This is a genomic window from Peribacillus folii, assembly GCF_030271255.1.
Lineage (GTDB): Bacteria > Bacillota > Bacilli > Bacillales > DSM-1321 > Peribacillus.
In genome coordinates this window covers 68977-90077 of the sequence record NZ_JASJOM010000002.1, presented here as the reverse complement: position 1 = coordinate 90077, position 21101 = coordinate 68977, and the positions used below count along the sequence as shown (strand labels likewise).

The 21101-nt window shown below is 41.1% G+C and carries 18 protein-coding genes; 11 read left to right on the top strand and 7 right to left on the bottom strand.

The annotated features are described in order from the left end of the window. Nucleotides 1-171: 171 nt before the first annotated feature. Both QNI08_RS03050 and QNI08_RS03045 read right to left on the bottom strand, forming a co-directional pair. A complete protein-coding gene (locus tag QNI08_RS03050) occupies nucleotides 172-1791 on the bottom strand; it encodes an ABC-F family ATP-binding cassette domain-containing protein (RefSeq protein ID WP_285765964.1) in 1620 nt (539 codons plus the stop codon). A gap of 246 nt (nucleotides 1792-2037) precedes the next feature. After that, entirely contained in the window at nucleotides 2038-2427 is a 390-nt protein-coding gene (locus tag QNI08_RS03045) for a YybH family protein (RefSeq protein ID WP_285765963.1), read from the bottom strand. A 932-nt stretch (nucleotides 2428-3359) separates the two neighbouring features. On the opposite strand from QNI08_RS03045, the gene QNI08_RS03040 reads away from it, so the two are divergent. Both QNI08_RS03040 and QNI08_RS03035 read left to right on the top strand, forming a co-directional pair. After that, entirely contained in the window at nucleotides 3360-4073 is a 714-nt protein-coding gene (locus QNI08_RS03040; RefSeq protein ID WP_285765962.1) for a hypothetical protein, read from the top strand. Between the two features lie 367 nt (nucleotides 4074-4440). Beyond that, nucleotides 4441-6699 (top strand): HelD family protein, encoded by a 2259-nt coding sequence (locus QNI08_RS03035; protein ID WP_483313734.1) that lies wholly within the window; start codon nucleotides 4441-4443, stop codon nucleotides 6697-6699. Nucleotides 6700-6723: 24 nt separating this feature from the next. On the opposite strand, the gene QNI08_RS03030 is transcribed toward QNI08_RS03035, so the two are convergent. Further along, complete coding sequence (locus tag QNI08_RS03030) at nucleotides 6724-7245, bottom strand: GNAT family N-acetyltransferase (RefSeq protein ID WP_285765960.1); 522 nt, start codon at nucleotides 7243-7245, stop codon at nucleotides 6724-6726. Between the two features lie 144 nt (nucleotides 7246-7389). Here QNI08_RS03030 and QNI08_RS03025 point away from each other — a divergent pair, with 144 nt between their 5' ends. After that, nucleotides 7390-7581 (top strand): hypothetical protein, encoded by a 192-nt coding sequence (locus tag QNI08_RS03025; RefSeq protein ID WP_285765959.1) that lies wholly within the window; start codon nucleotides 7390-7392, stop codon nucleotides 7579-7581. Nucleotides 7582-7654: 73 nt separating this feature from the next. Next, nucleotides 7655-8068: a hypothetical protein gene (locus tag QNI08_RS03020; protein WP_285765958.1), complete on the top strand. Its 414-nt coding sequence runs from the start codon at nucleotides 7655-7657 to the stop codon at nucleotides 8066-8068. Nucleotides 8069-8389: 321 nt separating this feature from the next. Here the strand turns inward: QNI08_RS03020 and QNI08_RS03015 are convergent, their stop codons facing one another. Then, nucleotides 8390-9577 carry an alanyl-tRNA editing protein gene (locus QNI08_RS03015; protein ID WP_285765957.1) on the bottom strand — a complete coding sequence of 396 codons (1188 nt, stop codon included), beginning with the start codon at nucleotides 9575-9577 and terminating at the stop codon, nucleotides 8390-8392. Between the two features lie 277 nt (nucleotides 9578-9854). Between QNI08_RS03015 and QNI08_RS03010 the strand changes: the two genes are divergently transcribed. From QNI08_RS03010 to QNI08_RS02995, 4 genes are all read left to right on the top strand, one after another. After that, nucleotides 9855-11477 (top strand): GGDEF domain-containing response regulator, encoded by a 1623-nt coding sequence (locus tag QNI08_RS03010; RefSeq protein WP_285765956.1) that lies wholly within the window; start codon nucleotides 9855-9857, stop codon nucleotides 11475-11477. Between the two features lie 92 nt (nucleotides 11478-11569). Beyond that, the gene (locus QNI08_RS03005; RefSeq protein WP_285765955.1) at nucleotides 11570-11953 is read left to right on the top strand and encodes a response regulator transcription factor; all 384 of its coding nucleotides are present in this window, start codon (nucleotides 11570-11572) and stop codon (nucleotides 11951-11953) included. Nucleotides 11954-11981: 28 nt separating this feature from the next. Then, nucleotides 11982-14792 (top strand): ATP-binding protein, encoded by a 2811-nt coding sequence (locus QNI08_RS03000; protein WP_285765954.1) that lies wholly within the window; start codon nucleotides 11982-11984, stop codon nucleotides 14790-14792. Nucleotides 14793-14912: 120 nt separating this feature from the next. Beyond that, a complete protein-coding gene (locus QNI08_RS02995) occupies nucleotides 14913-15785 on the top strand; it encodes a CvfB family protein (protein WP_285765953.1) in 873 nt (290 codons plus the stop codon). A gap of 69 nt (nucleotides 15786-15854) precedes the next feature. Here QNI08_RS02995 and cotJC read toward each other — a convergent pair whose 3' ends face one another. The 3 genes from cotJC to QNI08_RS02980 are packed head-to-tail and all read right to left on the bottom strand — an operon-like array spanning nucleotide 15855 to nucleotide 16934. Further along, nucleotides 15855-16424, bottom strand: a complete 570-nt coding sequence (gene cotJC, locus QNI08_RS02990; RefSeq protein WP_285765952.1) for a spore coat protein CotJC — start codon at nucleotides 16422-16424, stop codon at nucleotides 15855-15857. Between the two features lie 12 nt (nucleotides 16425-16436). After that, the gene (locus QNI08_RS02985; RefSeq protein ID WP_285765951.1) at nucleotides 16437-16700 is read right to left on the bottom strand and encodes a spore coat protein CotJB; all 264 of its coding nucleotides are present in this window, start codon (nucleotides 16698-16700) and stop codon (nucleotides 16437-16439) included. Further along, on the bottom strand, nucleotides 16701-16934 hold the full coding sequence (locus tag QNI08_RS02980) for a spore coat associated protein CotJA (protein ID WP_285765950.1): 234 nt from the start codon (nucleotides 16932-16934) through the stop codon (nucleotides 16701-16703). A gap of 255 nt (nucleotides 16935-17189) precedes the next feature. Between QNI08_RS02980 and QNI08_RS02975 the strand changes: the two genes are divergently transcribed. From QNI08_RS02975 to QNI08_RS02965, 3 genes are all read left to right on the top strand, one after another. After that, a complete protein-coding gene (locus QNI08_RS02975) occupies nucleotides 17190-18005 on the top strand; it encodes a 3D domain-containing protein (protein WP_285765949.1) in 816 nt (271 codons plus the stop codon). A gap of 152 nt (nucleotides 18006-18157) precedes the next feature. Beyond that, nucleotides 18158-20281 carry a DNA helicase RecQ gene (gene recQ / locus QNI08_RS02970; RefSeq protein WP_285765948.1) on the top strand — a complete coding sequence of 708 codons (2124 nt, stop codon included), beginning with the start codon at nucleotides 18158-18160 and terminating at the stop codon, nucleotides 20279-20281. A gap of 130 nt (nucleotides 20282-20411) precedes the next feature. Then, the gene (locus tag QNI08_RS02965; RefSeq protein WP_053346482.1) at nucleotides 20412-20618 is read left to right on the top strand and encodes a cold-inducible protein YdjO-related protein; all 207 of its coding nucleotides are present in this window, start codon (nucleotides 20412-20414) and stop codon (nucleotides 20616-20618) included. The last annotated feature ends 483 nt before the right edge of the window (nucleotides 20619-21101 follow it).

The window sequence follows — 21101 nt, the reverse complement described above, 5'->3', positions numbered from 1 at the left end:
TACCTTTCAATCGATCAATTTATACAGGGCCTTCTTTGGTTTATTATTATATTTCAAGCAGATTGTTTTTTATTCCTTCCATACGCTGAAAGGGTGAAAACGAATGGAATAATGGGCAGGCGTAACGAAAAAAGCACATCCATACCTGGATGTGCCGCTTTGTGAAGCCGATTATTTGTACATATCAGCCACTTGTTTTTGCAATGGGCCATTTTCAAGATATTCATCATAACTAACTTGCTTATCGACCGTGCCTTTTGGTGTAAGCTCAATGATCCGGTTCGCAACAGTTTGGATGAACTGATGGTCATGAGAAGAGAAGATCATGGATCCTTTAAAGGCAATCAGCCCATTGTTCAATGCTGTAATGGACTCTAAGTCAAGGTGGTTCGTCGGTTCATCCAGCATCAGGACATTTGCACCGCTTAGCATCATTTTGGAAAGCATACAGCGAACTTTTTCGCCCCCTGAAAGGACACTTGCCTTTTTCGTCACTTCATCACCAGAGAATAGCATCCTTCCTAGGAATCCGCGGAGGAAGCTTTCGCTTTGGTCATTTGGGGAATACTGACGAAGCCAATCGACGAGATTCAAATCGACGCCTTCGAAAAATTCGGCATTATCTTTAGGGAAGTATGCCTGCGAAGTGGTTACGCCCCACTTGAAGGATCCGCCATCCGGTTCGATTTCTCCAGCCAGGATTTTGAACATGGTCGTTTTGGCAATCTCATCTTTGCCGACGAAGGCAATTTTATCGCCCTTATTCATCGTGAAGCTGACGTTATCCAAGATTTTGACGCCATCGATCGTTTTCGAGATTCCATCAACCCGAAGCAGGTCGTTCCCGATTTCACGCTCAGGTGTAAAACCGACGTAAGGATAGCGACGCGATGAAGGCTGGATATCGTCCAAACTGATTTTATCCAATAACTTCTTACGTGATGTTGCCTGGCTCGATTTGGATGCATTGGCGCTGAAACGAGCGATGAAATTTTGCAGTTCTTTGATTTTTTCTTCTTTTTTCTTGTTAGCATCTTGAGTAAGTTTAAGGGCAAGCTGGCTGGATTCATACCAGAAGTCATAGTTCCCGATATACACTTTGATTTTACCGAAGTCAAGGTCTGCGATATGTGTACAAACCTTGTTTAGGAAGTAACGGTCATGGGAAACGACGATAACGGTATTTTCAAAGTTGATCAAGAACTCTTCGAGCCATTTGATCGCTTTTAGATCCAAGTGATTGGTAGGCTCATCGAGTAAAAGAACATCCGGTTTGCCGAAGAGTGCTTGGGCAAGCAATACTTTTACTTTTTCCCCACCGGTCAATTCAGCCATTTTCTTCGAATGCAAGTCTTCTGTAATGCCAAGGCCCTTTAAGAGGATGGAGGCTTCTGGCTCCGCTTCCCAACCATTCAATTCGGCGAATTCACCTTCGAGCTCGGCGGCTTTCATACCATCCTCGTCCGTGAAGTTCTCCTTCATATAGATGGCATCTTTTTCTTGCATGACTTCATATAATCTTTCATGTCCCATGATGACAACTTTAAGGACTTCCTCTTCTTCGTATGCGAAGTGATCTTGCTTAAGAACCGCAAGGCGTTCACCTGGCCCCATATGGACATCACCGGATTGTGCTTCTATTTCACCGGAAAGGATTTTCAAGAACGTGGATTTACCTGCACCGTTTGCACCGATAAGCCCGTAACAGTTACCAGGCGTGAATTTTATATTAACATCTTCAAACAGTTTACGATCGCCATAGCGTAAACCAACATTATTTACAGTAATCATTTATTTACATTCCTCCAAAATACTTTTGTTTCAACGTTTTCAACACATTTTTGCAATTATATGATTTAAACTGTGCATCATTTTAAATTGTATCTTATTTCGATCGAAAATTAAAGGTTCATTAACAAAAACCCATATAAATGACTAAAAAGAAAGCAGCTTGAACTGCTTAAACCAATCTAAATCTTCCAGTCAAGGTCTCGCACCGGCTATAAGGAAACTCTTATCACCTTACATAGTCATAAACTACATATCAATCAAGTCCGTTCCGTAGGAGTTGTCGATTGCACAAAGCCATTCTCCAAGGGGATTCTTCTTGAATACGTAAGTGGCCCTTCTTTCCATTGAATATTTCGAATCCGTTTTGTCGGCATCCAGTAGCGTTTGGGAAATGACCAAGGCGGTGTCTCCAGCTTCTAAAATTACCATTTCTCCCTGTGTGGGCACTAGGGTATTATTGAAATATTTTGAAATTTTAATAAATGCTTCCTTAATCTCCTCTTTACCGCGTGCAATCATGCCAGGCTTCACAACTAAAATCGCATCTTCCGTATAAAAATTCATCAAAGTATCAAAGTCTTCCTGTTTTATTGCGTTGTCACAATTCCTGATAAATGCCTTTAATTCGTGATCCATTAAATTTCCCTCCAGTATGGATAGTTTAAGTTTAGGGCGTTCCCATTTAAAAAATGATGTTGCGCAATCAAAAATGCCACATAGAAGAGCGTTGTTCCAGGTTCCCTGTTTTATAAACGAATGAATTAAATTTGCCCATGTCATTGTACTGTCAGCGTATCATTTTGATTACCTTGATTTTACCATTTTCAAAGTCTATCACATATGTAAAAAGACGCATGATTGTCCGCTTCAATGGAAGCATTGCGAAAAATCAGGCGTAGCAGTGCTCCTCTTCATCCAGTACCAGCTTTTCCCCGCAAATTCATACCCAAAAAATTCAGAAATCATATCAGCAAAGATAATCTGTCAAGGGAAAAACGATATAGGATTTGCATGGAAAAGTAGTTTGGGTGAATGGTTGGACATATTCAATAAAAATTTTCTGTATTTAGAGGTAAATAGACTCATTCTAAAACACTATTATATCAGTATTATAATTAAATGTGACTAATGTAATAGGAGGAAGCTTTATGATTGACTGAGCAATGTTTTAGGATACGTTCGATGTATGTGGTTTTTGATTGTTATTAGAAGTTAATAGGACCTCTGGTGTTTTTTTGCCTAATGGTATTAGATGAAAGAAAAAGCCATTTTGAAATATCATTAATTAAAGTGAAATTAGAATTTTGCAGTGAATATCTTTTATATAGTCACATGGTTAGGTCAGTTTAAGCCGATGGATATTTATCTTATGGAACGTTGAATAATACGGGAATTTATATAAACAAGAAAACTTGAAGATATGTAATTAGCTGTTTTGTGCCATTCAAGGCTCTTTTTTTATGCCTTATCGTATTAATTGAAAAAAATAGCAATAAAAGCAATGTAATGTAAATCGAATGGGTCGTGATCATTCATTGCTGAATATTTAATCATTTGGAGGAAAAGAAATGGGTTTATTTACAAGTAAGATTGCGGCAGGAATTATGTTGGGAGGTTTTACATTGGCCGGTGCCGGACTGGTATTTACAGGTACAGGTACGTTACAGCAGGCATCGGATTTTGTTAAGGAAGCAGGAAGCAAGATCACTCAATTTGAAGGAAATGAAAAATCCTTGGTGAGCAAGATCAATACGTTGCGGGACAGTGCTAATTCAAAGATCACTGAAGCGAATTCCATCATCACCGGGAAGAAAGCTGAAATCTCTAAGCTGAACGAAGATATTAAGAAAATGACCTCAGAAAAAGATAATCTTGCAACAAACATTGCTTCACTTCAACAGGACATTACAGGTCTTCAAGCAAGTTTAAAAGATTCCAATACCAACTTGGAAGCGACCAGGGCCTCCTTGATTACCAAAACTAATGAGTATAATGCCAAAGTTGCGGAGTTGAATGCAACGAAAGAAAAGATCGCTAATTACGAAGGTTTACTTAAATATGCCGAGCAAAAAGCTGAAGAAGCTGATAAATTGGTGGCTCAGCTTGAAAAAGAGGTCCAAAAGGCCAATGAAGAAGTCAAGGCACATGGTGAGGCAGTGAATAAGGTCAAAGAACAAACGAAAAATGATCAGCCGCTAACCCAGAAGGAACTTGATGCATTGGATACAACACTAAAAGATGTCAATTCCGGAGCCGCCACTGGAGCAGGTTCCGTTCAATAACATATTAACAGGATGGAAGGGGTGGAGCCATATTCTCCATTCCTTCAAATGTGTGATATGAAACGAATCCTACATGCAACCCTTTCTATTGTCTTCTGCATTTAAATCAACTTCCGTTATTCCCACACCGAAACATCAATTTTCATCAGCTTATGCTTCCTGGCATGACACATCTACCATTAAGAAAATGACAACTAATCTAGCCCAGCTTCCAAAGGCTTTGGATCCCATAAGTCATCATCAGCGGTAAAATATATAGTTGGAAGAAACATGCATATAAATTTGTCAACCATCAGGTTTTCTGATAGTATAAATGTCCATTTCATCTTGGGATCGGTTCAATAAGTCGTTTCAAACTGAAGGGAGAGTGAGAGATTTGGGGAGTCATCCTGATTTTGAGAAAGAACGGCAGAGGCTTGATTTTACTAAACGCTATATAGATGTGGTCATCAAGACCTCAGAAACGAGCAAGGACCAATTTCAGCGCAATATGCAAGAAGCTTTTGGTGATGCGGACTGGTCTGAATCCGGCTTATATTCTCAATTGCTGACGACAGCGAACTTTTTTGAAATGTCCAAAACCGAACTTGAGAGTTTACGGAAAGCGAGTAAAAAGCCTTATTTTGCTAGAGTCGATTTTGAAAGAAATGATTGCGGCATCGGTGAGGTGCTATATTTCGGGAAAACCTCCCTTTACCAGAGGGAAAGCCAGGAGCAGATCATCGTCGATTGGAGGTCACCCATAGCCAACCTATATTACGAAGGCAGGATTGGCGAAATTGAGTACGAAGCCGAAGGGGAGACATTTAGCGGCAACATCACGTTAAAGAGGCAGCTGATGATCGAGGAAGGTGTCCTGGAAGAGGTAAGGGACATCGATTTAACGACGACCGATGAATTGTTGCAGGAATCGCTTTCCAAAAGCTCAAGCAATCGTCTGACCGATATCATTACGACGATTCAGGAAGAACAAAATAAAATCATACGTGCGGACCTGAATAAACCGATCATCGTCCAGGGAGCGGCAGGCAGCGGTAAAACTACCATTGCTTTACATCGGATATCCTATTTCATTTACCATTACAAAGACATGTTTGACCCACGCCAATTGATGATTCTGGCCCCTAACAGGGTTTTCATCGATTACATATCTAAAGCATTGCCTGAATTGGGCGTTGAAAAAGTAAAGCAGTTCACATTCGCCGAGTATGTCCAGGTGGCGATAGGAAAACAAGTGAAGCTCGCAGCAGATGATAAGTTAACTCGATTGCTGGAAAAGGATGATGAAGAAACAAAGGCCGCTGTCTGGATTTCAGGCATGAAGGGATCTCCTGCATTTAAACATATGTTGGACGGCTATGTGAAGGATATTTTCAGGCGATTTCACCCGAATGCTGATTTTTATTGTGATAAATATCGTCTTTATTCATCAAAGAAGTTCATCAGGCTATTGGAAGAGGATTATTGGTATTTGCCTTTATACACGAGATTGGATAAATTGAAGGCCATTTTACAAAAAGAAGTGAAGCTTAAAAAGAATATCATACTTAAGAGGGTCGCTGATTTTTATGAGGCCAAAATAGAAAAGGCACTTTATAAGAATATTGATCCAGTGATCCGTAAGGAATTCGTTACCAAGTGCCACGATAAAAAGGAAGAGAGAATCCTGCAGGTTCAAAACGCAATCCGATCTTCAGTGAAAGTATATTTCAAGCAATTTCAGATGAAAAATCTTTTTCAGTATTATCAGGAATTGTTCAATGACCCCGAGCGGCTTGTCTCATATAGCAACGGCAAATTGACCTTGGAAGATGCCGATACATTATGTGCCTATAATCGTAGGTTATTTTCCACGAAAAGCTATGAAACCGAGGATTTGGGTGCATTATTATATCTTCAGGAGCTGCTTTTTGGCGTCGACAAAGAAAACAAAGCAAAAAATGTCGTCATTGACGAAGCACAGGATTATAGTTTCATGCAGTTACAAGCACTCAAGACCGCAGTGGATACTGATATGTTCACATTGGTGGGGGACTTGGCACAAGGCATTCATTCATACCGGGGCCTGCAAACATGGGATGAAGTCCACAGGCGCATATTCCCGCGTGCAACATATACTGAATTGCAAAAAAGCTATAGGACGACCGTCGAAATCATGAACGAGGCTAACCGAGTTCTTCAATTGCTTTCTTATGACTTCCCTGAAGTTGAACCTGTTGTCCGTCATGGCAGGGATCCTGAATTCATCTCGATTGATAAGGTTGGGTGGGAAAAGGAGTTGATTGAACTGATTGAAGCGCTTAAAGCGGAGGGCTTCAAAACATTTGCGGTGATTGCCAAAACGATGAAGGATTGTAAGCTGGCCAACGATAAACTAAGTGAAGTCAATGAAGCGTTTCATCTAATAGATGAGGCGGGAAGCATTCCTAAAGACAAAACCCTCATCGTTCCCTCCTACCAAGCGAAGGGGCTAGAGTTCGATGTCGTATTTGCCATATCGCTGGAGGAAGCGTACGGTACTGAAAATGAGCTCGACATCAAGCTATTATATGTCACGATGACAAGGCCGTTGCATCGGTTGTATTTTCTAGGGAAAAAGAAAAACGCCTTCCTTATCGAAATGTGAGGAATGGGACAGACGTTGGATAACTTACAAATGAATAAGGATATCCTTGATGTCATTCCATCCATATCCTACTTCGATTAGCTCGCTTCCAGCCATTTTAACCGATTTCTCAGCGACGACTTGGCCGCCAAGCGCTTCATAAAAGCCGCATGAAGGATTATCCTTCAATGCCCGGATGATCAAATTCTTATGGCCCATTTTCATAAGTTCATCGATGACCGCTTTTATCATTTGCCTGCCGAGTCCTTGACGCTGGTATGCTTTCAAGAAATAAATGGCATATACCTCACCTTGGATATGAGGATCTTTTGTTTGTTCAGGTCCTCCTGAAGCGAAGCCGATGATTTCCCCGTGGGAATTTTCCGCTACAAATGTGGAATTATGCAGCATGTTTAAATTCCTTTGCCAATTCTTCTTCCTGTTTTCTATATTCAATGAAGCCAAATAGTGATGAGGCAGGATCCCTGCATAAGTCGATTGCCAACTGTTTATATGTACATGAGCTATACCCGTTACATCTTTCTCCAACGCTTTTCTTATTTTCATAAAAAAAACCGCCTTTTCTTGTATTGTCTTTTACTTAGAATATCATGGGAAAGGTGAATAAGCATGTAAATTATGTTTATAACTACCCTAGAAAGGATATGAAATAAAAGAGCGATTCAACGAGATGAAAGGAAGGTTGAGAAGATGACATTGAAAGTCGGTTTTTATTTTCCGGGAGGTAAAGAAATTGAGCATGAGGTTGAAGGTGACGATTCAACTCAAATGATTTCAAATATCCAAAAGCACCGTTATTATAATTTAGTTAAAGGCGATTGCCATTATGTCGTGGATACGGAAAAGGCAGCTTATTTCTCCGTTACGGAAGTATCGGATTAAGCATGAACCGCATTGGACTTTTGTTCCAATGCGGTTTATTCTTTTTAGTATCAATTAAAAGGAGTTTAGCACAATGAAGATCAATTTCACGAGAAAACAATATGAAACGTTATTCAAAATGGTTCAGTACGGATATTGGGTTGCTTCCGATACGGAAAATAATAAAGAGTTCGGTGAACTGGAACAGTACATCAATTCCCATGCCAAAGATTTCGGCATCGAAGGGGTTCAATTTGTTCCGGAATATGAACTATACGATATAAGCAGGGAAAGGGAGGATGAACTTCATAAAGTGATAGACGAGTATGAAGAAGGTGTCTTTCGGGATAAGCTTGCGTATCATTTGGCTAGAAAAGAGTTTATCACGGAATCGGGAAAGCATGACTACAATCAAGAAGAAGCGTTCAAACGCATCATGGAGCTTGAAGAGAAATTTCACCTTCACATAGAAGAACATGGAATCGAAAAATTGAAGATAGAAGAATAATGGGGAAGAGGTCAGTTTGCCCCGCCCGGACTTTAGACGAACTCTGGATAAGATTGAAGTGTTTGACTATTTCATTCCATTCAGTTTATAAACGAAGATGGAATCTTGCTTGCCGATGCCCATATTAGCGTATGTCCAAAGACTGTTGCTTTTTACTGAGTATTGAGCATTACGATGGTTACTGAAAAAGTGTCCCTATGGATAATAACAAGAACCTTTCCAACATATACTAAATAAAAGAAGTTGACCATCTACAGACAGTAGGTATTCAACTTCTTTTTTCTTTTTTAAAGTTTATCAATTGATGTTCTCGGCTCGGTTTTATTCGGCGGAATTTTGACTCAATTTTTCGATGGTGAATTGATAAAAGGCAAGTAGATCAGCTTGTGAGTCAAATCCTGCTTGGGCTGTTTGTTCATTTCCGCCACCTTTCCCTTTATAGGAACTGAGCTCTGCCTTGAAATATTGACCGCAATGAATGGCCAAACTCCCACTATTTGAAAGAATCACTTTTTGATCCTTTTGCGAAGCAAGTAAAACGAGCGTTTTTTCCTTTTTTACAAGCGTAGCTGCTAAATATTGCAATTCTTTCAATGAACTTTCTTCGAATAAATGATGGATGAACCCATCATTATCTTCTGCAAGCAAGGAGTCAGCCAGGTATTTTGCTTTTTCAAGCTTTAGGTTTTCGTTTTCCGCTAGCAACCGTTTATAGTCGTTTTCCAATTTTTCGACCCGATCGAATATCTCGGTACGTCCGGTGTTGAATTTATTTGATAGGGCCGAGAGGACACCAAGTCCTTCGGAATAGTCATTCAATGCCCTTAGGCCGCATTTGAAATAGAGGCGGGTAAGGTTCTTCTGCTTCTCGCTTTTAAGAATTTTAATCATGCCGATTTCCCCGGTTCGTTCAACGTGAGTTCCGCCGCACGGGTTATATTCGATTCCTTCGATTTCGACGATACGAATATTCTCGGAAACCTTAGGCATCTTGACGACAGGAAGAGACTGTACTTGCTCCTTGGTAACGTAATATGTGTGCAGTTTGTGATTCTCAAAAATATATTGGTTCACCTTTTTTTCAACTTCAGCCGTATGTACCTCAGTCCATTCAGCTTCGTTTATATCGATCGTCAAATACTCTTTGCCAAGATGGAAGCTGACCGTGTTCGCTTCGAAAAGCTCCCGACACACCGCCGAGAGCAGATGCTGACCGCTATGAGATTGCATATGATCGAAGCGGCGAGACCAATCCAGCTCACAGTGAACAGTCGTTGAACTTGGTTTTTTCTCCAGCTTATGAAGGATGTCGCCCTCAGTGCCTTTGATTACGTCAAGAACGGCGAGATTATCGATGGTTCCTGCATCTGAAGGCTGTCCGCCTCCTTCTGGATAGAACGCTGTTTCATCAAGTGTGATGTAGTAATGATCATTTTCCTTGAAGCATCCGAGGATTTCGGAATCCCATTGAGCAGTCTTGGGGGATGTATAATATAATTTTTTTGTCATGAATGTTTCCCTTTTCCTTTCGGTTGTCTATAAATTATATCATTGAAACCGCTTCTTTTGAAAAGGGGATATAGCCGGGCTAATCAGGTAAATAAGGAATCTTTATGAAATATTTTAAATATATTTTGCAAGATGGCGATAATCTATTTATAGACAACCTTTTATAATGTAAAATATCCCTGAAAGTATATACTTTAGTCCTAATTATTATTAGGGTAAATGCATTTTTTGGTTAAAAAGACTTGTTTTCGTTGAAGAAAGGGTCAAGTGATTAAATGTGAAACTTGTACATATGGAAAAATATAAAAATAGCTTATTTGGAAATATTAAAAACAAACTTTCGGAATGGCTGGAACTGGAAGATGTTCAGACTATTCCGGACCAAGAAGTATTCCGTTTCTTACATTCCATCAAAGGGACTGCTGGAACGCTTCAATTATGCGGACTCATGGCAATTACGGAACAGCTGTTGGAAGAAACGGATGAAGAAAGTGGCCGATTATGGATTCCATCCGAACTTAGGAATTTCCTTTTCGATCTTATTGAACATACATACGAATATGAACATTTTGATGAAGTTGAAATAAAGGGAAAGCCGGTTCGTGATTCACAGGCACCGCTCATCCAGATCATTGACGATGATATTTCGATGCTGATTTTATTGAAGGACCTGCTCGAGGAACAGGGCTGGATGGTGATCACGAATGCCGATCCCGTCAAGGCAACCAATCAATATTTCGAAATGCAGCCAGATTGCCTGATTCTAGATATCCAGCTGCCTGCAAAGGACGGGTTTCAAATCCTGCAGGACATTCATTTACATAATGAAAAATATTTCATCCCGAAAATCATGATCAGCATCCAGAACGATAAGCATACCCGAATCAAAGCGTTCAAGATGGGAGCGGATGATTTCATCGGCAAACCGATTGACGTAGATGAGTTTATCGTCAAGATGGAGAGGCATTTACAGAGGAAGAGGATTTTTGATCAGTCGGTTTTGATAGATGAGATGACGCAGGTATATAACAGGAGATTCCTTGATGAAACGCTGCCGCGCTATTTTAATGACTATAAAAGGTCTGGGCAGCATTTTTCCATCAGCATCATTGATATAGATCACTTTAAACGAGTGAATGATCGATATGGACATGTGGTGGGGGACTTCGTACTGGCAGAGTTTGCTCAATTCATTAAGGGTCAAATCAGGAGCTCGGATTTGATCTGCCGCTATGGAGGGGAAGAATTTGTCCTTATTTTACCTGATACTTCAAATGAACAAGCAAAGCATAAGTTAACAGGATTAATCAAGGCCTTTTCCGCAAAGGAATTCACCCATGAGGGGCAGTCATTCTCGGTTACATTTTCCGCTGGAGTATTTACGGTTGAAAATGAGCATGTTACGCCAAAGGAGGCACTTGAGGAAGCGGACACTTCTTTATATGAAGCCAAACGTACAGGGCGTGCAAAGGTTGAAAGCATGCAACGAACACGATCCACAAAAAAAACGCTTAATGTTTCCGTGATCGATGATGACATCATCATTCGGACCATCTTAACAAAAGCATTGCGTTCACTGCAGGTTCCGCACCTTGACTTGGATATTGCCGTTTATGAAGATGGCCCTTCGTTTTTGAATTCCGATCGAGCGAGGGAAGAGTTGGGGCATTTTCTTATATTAGATGGGGTGATGCCGATCATGGACGGAATCGAAGTGCTGCAGAAAGTGAAACAAGGGAGCAATGCGGACTATTATACCGTATTGATGCTGACGGGAAGAAAAAGTACGGATGATATTGCCAAAGCCTTGACGTTAGGGGCGGACGATTATGTTACCAAACCCTTTAACATTATGGAGCTGAAAACAAGGATAGAGCGTCTGTTGACAAAGCTTATTTAAACCATTTCCAAGGATATGGTATGGAGACACCGAAGTATGGATAGTCCTAGCTTGAGATGTTAAGCACAAACCACTTTTAAGGAGATTGAACGATGAAACGAATTTTGTTAGCGGAAGATGAAGAAGTATTGCGGATGCTGGTAGTGGACACCCTTGAGGATGAAGCTTATGAGGTTGACGAAGCGGCAGACGGGCTGGAGGCTGTCCAGCTACTCAACAGCCGCACATATGACCTGGTTATTCTTGATTATATGATGCCAGGATATACCGGATTGGAAATCATTGAAAAAATTCAATCCTCCGAAATCAAAGCACAAGGGAAAATCCTCATGTTATCAGCGAAAAGCCAGCAATTCGAACAAGAACGAATATTGGAAGCGGGAGCGGATTATTTCATGGCAAAACCATTCAGTCCTTTAAAGCTAATCGAAAAGATCGAGGTCATTCTGCATGAAGCTGAATCCATACATTACTAAGAGTCTGTCAAGGCAGGTTGTGTCATTAATGACAGGGTGCATCATCCTGTTCATTGCCGGGACAGGGATTTTATTTTACCATTTGCAATCTTTGCACGCTGAATATATTCAGCACAGACAAAGCATTGTCGAAAAACAATTGCTGGTGGATGATATACTTGACCAATATCATTCGGTCTTCTTGAATATGACGGCCTATAATGTGTTTAATAAAGAAGGATTAAAGGAACAGGCCATTGGGCAGGAAGCTTCAATTAGAGGGGAGATTGAAGAGTTCAAGTCGATTGCTTCTACTAGAGAAGATAGGGTCATTTCCAGCAGGCTTGAGAGGTTTTCCGATTATTATTTTAACGATGCACTCCCATCCTTTTTGGCTTCGCAAAACATTAGCGACACACAAATCACAACACACGTTTCTGATTTCCGCAGCCAAATAAAATCATATCTAGGCAAACTGTCAGAGATGCGTGATGACAATGTTAAGGATCTTACAAAAGAACAGTCCGTCCTTCAAGGATTATTTGTAGGACTTGTTCTTATTTTTTTGTTTTTCTTCCTGTTCATCGTCAGGTCGATCGTCAAGAACATCGGAAGGCCCCTTGCCGAATTCTCAATGGCAGCCAATGAGATTGCCGCTGGAAGGGAGGCCGTCATTTCCGTCAATGAACATCGGAAGGATGAGCTTGGGGTCCTGTCGATCGCCTTCAAAAAAATGTTGTCCAGCGTCCAGGAAAAAGAGCAGGAGCTGATGGCTCATAACGAAGAACTGATGGCGCAGCAAGATGAACTGCATGCCCAACAAAATGAATTGCAAGTAACGCTTGGAATTATAAGGGATAATGAAAGGAAGCTAACAAGGAGGAATGAATTGATTAACGGGATTTCCTCCACCTTGGATAAAAGTGAAGTATTGAAGAGCATTGTCTTTAATATGAGTAACATCATATCTGCTGATCGCGGGATGATTGCTTTAGTACATGAGGATGCTTCTTCATCATTTGGAATCTCTGATAATGGAGTGCAGCAATTCCGTGATAATATCCACAGTGGTTTGAATTTTCGCCTGCTTCAAGAAAAGAAGGCGTTCACGATAAGAAGAGAACAATTGGACGCAGAGAAAGGGTATCACGAAAATACGAATTACAGCTATGATTTATATCTTCCCGTATTATCCACATTTCAAGAAGTGGATGCCATCATGGTATACAGCAGGTACGGAACTTCTTTTACGGATCAGGAAGTGGAAGAGTGCGAAACGCTGGCCAAGCAAATTGCCACGTCGCTTGATAAAATCAAGCTATACGAGCAAACCGAAGGAAATCGAAAATTAAATCAAGATATTCTGAACACGATTAAGGAAGGTATCCAATTGATCGATCAAGATGGAAAGGTCGTTCAGGTCAATCAGCCCTTCTGCGATATCTTCAAAACCGGTTCAACCCCTGAACAGGTCATAGACTTGCCATGGGATAAATGGAGTGCCGAGATGTCCTTCCAAGTGGAGGGGGATACGTTTTCCCGTTCATTGGACGAAGCGATTCAGCATCTAGAAGAAGCCGATCATGAGCAACGGAGCTTCATTTTTAAGAAGAAAGAGACAAATCAGGTCATAAAGGTATATTTCGAAGCTTTGCGCTATCGTGAAGTGGGGTTTGGTACGATCCTGGTTTATCGGGATATAACGAAGGAATATGAAGTGGACCAAATGAAATCCGAATTCGTCAGTACGGTCAGCCATGAATTGCGAACCCCCCTTGCGAGCGTTCTTGGTTTTACTGAATTGATGCTCAATAAACCGTTGAAGCCCGAAAGGCAGACAAAATACCTGCAGACCATATACAATGAAGCGAAACGGCTGACAGCTCTTATCAATGATTTTCTTGATGTCCAAAAAATGGAGTCTGGCAAGCAGGTTTACGAAAAAAAATATGTGGATATCCTTCCATTGCTTCAGAAGGTCATTGAACATTTGGAGATAAATACGGAGCACCATGATATTCAACTCCAAATTGAAACAAGTGACTTGTTGATTTTGGGAGATCGCATCAAGATTGAACAGGCCTTCACCAATCTTCTAAGCAATTCAATTAAGTATTCTCCCTATGGCGGCAGGATAGTTGTTCGTATTTATAGCAGGAATGATATGCTTGTGATTGATATCGAGGATGAAGGGCTGGGCATTCCCAAAGAATCACTGCCCCATTTATTTCAGAAGTTTTACCGGGTCGACAATTCGGATCGCCGCAGAATCGGAGGAACTGGGCTGGGGCTGGCCATCGTTGATGAAATCATCAAATCACATGGGGGGCAGGTGACGGTGGTTTCGCATTATGGAAAAGGGAGTACATTTACCATTTCTTTACCTAGCGTTACGCAAAAGGAAGCAGGCTTGAATCATGATCGGCAATCCATGAAGCTGAGCTATGAAATAATGGTCATTGAAGACGATATCAATTTGGCGGAACTTCTGAAATATGAATTGATGGATAGTGGCTTTCATGTGAATTATTTCAATAGTGGAAGAAGAGCCTTCGAGGAACTGAAAAAATCACCGCCTGACGCCATTGTGCTGGATATCCTTCTTGAAGAAGGAGAGATGGATGGATGGGGAATTTTGAGGGAATTAAAAGTATCCGCTGGCTTTAAGGAGATTCCCGTATTCATTTCGACCGCACTTGATGAGAGGGAAAAGGGACTTTCCTTGGGGGCCAAGGATTATTTGGTTAAACCGTACAAGCCAAGCCAATTATCGAAAGTGATCATGCATACATTGTTAAGTAATAGTAAAAAGGGGCAGATCTTGATACCGCATTCCTGTGAGGAAGGAGACCGGGTGTAAAGAAAAAAGCGGGAATGGGTATACATAACAACAAAAAGATGATAAATTCAATGATGTTGGAAAAAATAATCAATGAAATATAATTGTAGGTAAAGGTAAGTTACAGGAGGATTCATATACATGCAAAAAATCCAGGCCGGCATGGCCGTAGAGTTAGAAGTGGAACGTAAGGCGGATTTCGGTTGGTTTTTGACTGATGGTTCAGAAGATGTCCTGCTTCATCATAATGAAATGGATGAAGGAACGGAGCTTGAGATTGGTGATGCGGTGACGGTATTCATCTACCATGATAAACAGGCGCGTTTAACGGCGACGATGAAGATTCCCGACATTGAAATCGATCGATATGGATGGGCGGAAGTTGTCAATGTGAAAAGGAAACTTGGGGTTTTTGTAAACATCGGGCTTTCCAAAGATATTCTTGTATCTTTGGACGATCTCCCGAATATTGACCGTTTGTGGCCTGAGGTAGGCGATCGGCTTTATGTATCATTGAAGACGGATCGAAATGACCGCTTGTTCGGCAAGCTTGCAACGGAAGATGTTATCCAGGATATGGCCGTCATGGCCCCTTTAAAAGGAGTACGTAATACAACCGTAAGCGGAAATGTCTATCGTCTGCTTATGGTTGGATCTTTCTTTGTTTCGCAAGAAGGGTATCGCTGCTTCATTCATGAAAGTGAACGCAAGGAAGAGCCGCGCTTAGGGGAATTAGTTGAAGGGCGTGTCATAGATAGTAAGGAAGATGGTACGCTGAATGTCTCCTTAATCCCATTCAAACAAGATTTAATGGGAGCGGATGCGGATGTCATTTTCAAGTATTTACTGAATCGTGGCGGCGCCATGCCTTATGGCGACAAAACGCCTCCGGATGATATTCAATTTCATTTTGGTTTAAGCAAGGGGGCGTTTAAACGCGCCTTGGGAAAACTGATGAAGGAAGGCAAGATTTATCAGGAAGATGGCTGGACCTATTCTTCAGACCGTAAATAACGCAATTAAAACGAACCCGCATTGTAAGAACTTTGCCTTACACTGCGGGTTCGTTTTTAATGCGGGCTTTCAAAAAAACTTCTTTTTTCCTTGTTCATCCTTTAAAATCTCCACGGCTTCTCTGAATCTCATGCTATGGACAATTTCCCTTTCGCGTAAAAATCTGAGCGAATCATTGATATCCGGGTCATCCGAGATATCTATCAACCATTGATACGTTGCTCGGGCCTTCTCTTCAGCGGCTATATCTTCGTAAAGATCGGCAATTGGATCTCCTTTAGCCTGGATATACGTGGCAGTCCATGGGTTTCCTGCGGCATCATGGTAAAAAAGTGCATGATCGTGATTGACGTAATGGTCACCTAGGCCCGCTTCAGCCATCTGTTGCGGCGTAGCATCCTTCGTCAGCTTATAAATCATCGTGGCGATCATTTCCAGATGTGCAAATTCCTCCGTTCCAATATCGGTCAATAAGCCAATCACTTTATCAGGAATCGTGTAGCGCTGATTTAAGTAACGAAGGGCGGCTGCCAATTCTCCGTCGGCACCTCCGTATTGTTCTATTAAATATTTTGCCAATCTAGGATTGCAGTCCCTGACCTTAACGGGATATTGCAGCTTCTTTTCATAAACCCACATCGATAACCCTCCTTATACCTGCCATGGCCAGGGGCCTTGACCCCATTCCCATTTATTTTCACCGCCGGAACTGTTCCCGAATCCCGATAACGGACCATATTTAGGTTCAAAAACCGCTTTCAGCTGCTTGGAGTATTCATGAAATTGATTGAATTGCTGCAAAGCCTGCTGATCATTAGGGTGTGTATCCAAATAATGAGTCAGCTCGACAAGCACAAAATCCGCAGCTTGTATTTGTTCCAGCAAGTGATAGTATTCATCATCCAGTTTATTCATTTACGTCTCCCTTTCCCGATACGGATTATCATAATAATCGTAAAAGAATTTCCAAAGCGTCCCGTATTTCAGAGCTTCCTCTGGTGTGAATTGCTCAAGGTTCGGTGGTTGAAAATTGATATATAAATTAGGGGGCGTCCTGTAGTATTTCATTCCGATAGGGGGGCAAGGATCATTTTTACTATGAAAGGGTTTATATGATTTGACTAAGGTAAAGGTCTTATCGCGCGACAAGGAAAATCACTCCTTTGTAAATATATGGACTTTTATTAATATGAAATGGTGGAGCGGTATATGTCATTTTCAGCGTATAAAGAGAATGATTGGTAAAGTTGTATTTTCAGAATATTAAAATATCTTGTTATCCACCCGTTATCTTGCTGTGATGTTTGTCATCTATTCTTTATCTGTTTGTTCTTTGTATAGAAAAAAACTATGTTAAGATTGTACTCGTAGCTTATAAAGCAGCTCATAAGGAGGTAACAACATATGAAAAAATCAATCTTATCGTTAGCGGCAGCGGCTGCAATATCCGGTGCATTCACAATTCCGGTACAAGCAGAAGATGTCAAAGTGAAAGATGGAGACACATTATGGGGGATATCTCAAACATATAAAGTATCAATAGAAGATATTAAGTCTTGGAATGATCTGTCTTCAGACTCGATTTATGTAGGAGAAACCATACATATCTCTCAAGAACAGCACCATAAAGTCAATTCAGGGGAGACATTATCGGAGATAGCAGACAAATATGATGTATCGGTAAACGATATTAAATCTTGGAACGACCTTAATTCTGACACAATCCATCCGGACCAGGATTTGGTCATCAAGCCAGCGGGCAACAAAGTGGAAGCGGCAAGCGCTGGTCCAGAGCAAAAATCCGAGCAAGCAGCACCAGCTGAACAAGAGAAACCAGCAGAACCAGCTAAACCAGCTGAACAAGAGAAGCCAGCTGAGCAGTCTGAAAAGTCGGATTCAAACCAGGAATCCAATGATCAAGCGGGCGTGAAAAAAGAATTGACAGTCAGGGCTACGGCCTATACGGCTAGTTGTGAAGGCTGCAGCGGTACTACAGCAACAGGCGTTGACTTGAAAGCCAATCCGGATGCAAAAGTGATTTCCGTTGACCCATCAGTCATCCCATTAGGTTCAAAAGTATATGTTGAAGGATATGGGTATGCAACTGCTGCAGATACTGGAAGTGCCATCAAGGGAAATAGAGTGGATCTCTTTGTTCCTAACGAACAAGACGCCAATAACTGGGGCGTTAAAAATGTTAAAGTTCAAATCCTGAATTAATTCACCATACAGACCATGTTCATATATTGAAAAGAGTAGACACATAGATTCTGTGTCTACTCTTTTTCTGCTTTTGGTTCATGAGAAAAGCAGGTACAATGATAGTATGAACCCTTATTGGACCTAACGAGGTAAATGGGAGGAGTAGTGAATTGATGGAAAAGGCACGTGAATATTTACAGCGGTATTACGGATATGAATCATTCAGGAAAGGACAGGAACAGATTATCGAACAGGTGTTAAAAGGAATGAATACAGCGGGAATCATGCCCACTGGCGGCGGCAAATCGATATGTTATCAGATTCCGGCACTTCTGTTGCCTGGTGTTACACTCGTGATATCCCCACTTATTTCCTTGATGAAGGATCAAGTAGATGCCCTCGAACAAAATGGCATTGATGCCACATTTCTGAATAGCTCCATATCAGGCTTGGAATCTTCAAAGAGAATGAACGATATTAAGCAAGGACGATACAAATTGGTTTACGTTGCTCCGGAAAGGCTGGAAAACACAGCGTTTCAACAGGAGCTGTTTAGTGTGGAAATCTCCTTGGTCGCCATCGATGAAGCTCATTGTATCTCTCAATGGGGTCATGACTTCCGGCCAAGCTATCTAAAAATAAAAACGTTGCTGAAGAACATGCCTGCAGAGCCGACAGTCCTTGCATTGACGGCGACAGCCACGCCCCATGTGACCGATGATATCTGTCAGTCGCTTGGTATAAACAAAGAACATGCCATTTCTACTGGATTCTCCAGGGATAATTTGTTTTTTTCGGTTGTGAAGGAAGAAAATCGCGGTCGGTTTTTAATGCGCTATATCGAAAAAAATAAAAATGAGTCAGGCATCATATATGCAGCAACAAGAAAAGAAGTCGATTCTCTGCATGCGAAGCTTAATAAGGCTGGTTTCAAAACAGGACGGTATCACGCTGGGATGGATGAACACGATCGTTCAGAACAGCAAGATGAATTCATTCGTGATGAAGTTTCCTTGATGGTGGCGACCTCGGCCTTTGGCATGGGTATCGATAAATCAAATGTAAGGTACGTTATTCACTATCAAACCCCTAAAAATATGGAAAGTTATTATCAGGAGGCTGGTCGTGCAGGGCGTGATGGTTTGGATAGTGAATGCATCCTGCTATATTCCCCTCAAGATATGCAGATTCAGCGATTCTTGATCGATCAATCAAATCCATCGCAGGAGTGGCAAACCCAGGAACTTAGGAAATTAAATAAAATGAAGGACTATTGCTTTACCGAAGGATGTTTACAGGCCTTCATCCTTCGGTATTTTGGGGACGAAGATCCTGAGGATTGCGGTCATTGCGAAAACTGTACGGATAAACGGGATACCATAGATGTCACGACACAGGCCCAGATGGTTCTTTCGTGCATGCTGCGCATGGGGGAGCGCTTCGGCAAAACGATGATTTCACAGGTGCTGACAGGTTCCCGGAATAAGAAAGTGGAGGAATTTGGCTTTCAGAAGCTTTCGACTTATGGAATCATCAATAATCAAACGGCAAAGGACGTTGGTGATTTCATTGATTTCCTTACAGCTAAACAGTATATCGAAATGACGGGCGGGCAATTTCCTGTCCTGAAGGTAACCAATTCTGGCAGGGAGGTCCTTTTGGGGCAAAGGAAAGTACTTCGGAAAGAATTGAAGCAAGTTAGCAGCATAAGTGTTGATCATGGCTTGTTTGAAGAATTACGACAAGTGAGAAAAAAAATGGCAGCGAAGGAAAATGTCCCGCCATTCATCATTTTTTCCGATGCTTCCTTAAAGGATATGGCTGCGAAGCTGCCTGAAACCGAACGGGCATTCCTTGAAGTCAAAGGAGTGGGCACCCAGAAGTTCGAGCGCTTCGGTACCGTGTTCCTCGAAAAGATTTCCCGTTATGTACAGGCACACCCGGAAATTGAAAAGAATACGATAATAAATAAGGAAACGAGTAAGCGGAGCACAGCACCCTCTCATTTGGAAAGCTACCGTTTATATAAAGAGGGCAAATCCATCAAAGATATTGGTGCCTTAAGAGGGCTGTCTTCCATTTCCATCGAAAATCATATTTTAAAGTGTGCCCAAGAGCGAATGGACATTGATTGGAAAGGCATTTTCTCTGATGAAGAGTACGATCTTGTATTGGAAACGGCGGTGCAATTGGATTCTGAAAAACTTAAACCATTGAAAGAAGCTCTCCCTGATCATTTTTCATACTTTATGATTAAAGCGATCATGGTGAAAGCCGGACTGGAAAACGGTTAAATGAAAAGGTTTCGGATAAACTTTTCCATGAATTAATAAGATTTCAGTTTAATGCGTATACTAGGGTTGATGTAAAGGTTAGGTCGGTGCCTTTAGTCGGAGTCTTTATATAAAAAAGAGGAGGTTGCTCATGTATTTTGGTAAAAAGAATTCAGAGGAACCAGAAATCATTATGGAAGATACGATAGTATATGCTTGCGGATCGGCAGATTGCAACGGTTGGATGAGAAAGGATTTTGCCTCGGAAAACTATGATTGCCCAATGTGCGGCAGTCAACTGGTCGAGGAGGTCAGGGAACTACCGAAAATAGAAAATGAATATAATGCTTTCAAATAAAAGAGGTGAAACATTGCCTCTTTATTTTTTTCGTTATAGGGTATTAGCTGAATTTGATTTACCCCTTTACATATAATTATATTTGTGTTATTATAAAATTTCAGTGTTGTTAAGAATATGCACTGGAGGGTAATTTAAAGTAACATTTTTATTAATCAAATAATTTTTCATCATAGGTATGATGAAGTAGAATCAAGTTAAACACATCTAGATAAAAGAAATACAAGTAGACACCAAGTATTTTCCTCGATCCATTTCTGTTCTTCATTAACTTACTTCTATGTACCATTTATCTTTTGGAATTTACTTTTCCCAATTGGAATTACGGACGGTTTTAATTAATAAACATGTACTTACAAGCTTTTACCTGATTCTCGCAGGCACGGTCTAGGAACCGTATGGATGGGAGAGAGGCAGGGCTTTCATTGTTTTAGGTTTTGGCACTAAAATTACTCTCATGCCGGGTTCATTTGAAATATTCCG

Coding starts and splice junctions, on each gene's coding strand:
- QNI08_RS03000 (WP_285765954.1), top strand. CDS start 11,982: ATGACAGGGTGCATCATCCTGTTCATTGCCGGGACAGGGATTTTATTT.
- QNI08_RS03040 (WP_285765962.1), top strand. CDS start 3,360: ATGGGTTTATTTACAAGTAAGATTGCGGCAGGAATTATGTTGGGAGGT.
- QNI08_RS02975 (WP_285765949.1), top strand. CDS start 17,190: ATGAAAAAATCAATCTTATCGTTAGCGGCAGCGGCTGCAATATCCGGT.
- QNI08_RS03015 (WP_285765957.1), bottom strand. CDS start 9,577: ATGACAAAAAAATTATATTATACATCCCCCAAGACTGCTCAATGGGAT.
- QNI08_RS03020 (WP_285765958.1), top strand. CDS start 7,655: ATGAAGATCAATTTCACGAGAAAACAATATGAAACGTTATTCAAAATG.
- QNI08_RS02965 (WP_053346482.1), top strand. CDS start 20,412: ATGTATTTTGGTAAAAAGAATTCAGAGGAACCAGAAATCATTATGGAA.
- cotJC (WP_285765952.1), bottom strand. CDS start 16,424: ATGTGGGTTTATGAAAAGAAGCTGCAATATCCCGTTAAGGTCAGGGAC.
- QNI08_RS03045 (WP_285765963.1), bottom strand. CDS start 2,427: ATGGATCACGAATTAAAGGCATTTATCAGGAATTGTGACAACGCAATA.
- QNI08_RS03025 (WP_285765959.1), top strand. CDS start 7,390: ATGACATTGAAAGTCGGTTTTTATTTTCCGGGAGGTAAAGAAATTGAG.
- QNI08_RS03030 (WP_285765960.1), bottom strand. CDS start 7,245: ATGAAAATAAGAAAAGCGTTGGAGAAAGATGTAACGGGTATAGCTCAT.
- QNI08_RS02995 (WP_285765953.1), top strand. CDS start 14,913: ATGCAAAAAATCCAGGCCGGCATGGCCGTAGAGTTAGAAGTGGAACGT.
- QNI08_RS02985 (WP_285765951.1), bottom strand. CDS start 16,700: ATGAATAAACTGGATGATGAATACTATCACTTGCTGGAACAAATACAA.
- QNI08_RS03050 (WP_285765964.1), bottom strand. CDS start 1,791: ATGATTACTGTAAATAATGTTGGTTTACGCTATGGCGATCGTAAACTG.
- QNI08_RS03005 (WP_285765955.1), top strand. CDS start 11,570: ATGAAACGAATTTTGTTAGCGGAAGATGAAGAAGTATTGCGGATGCTG.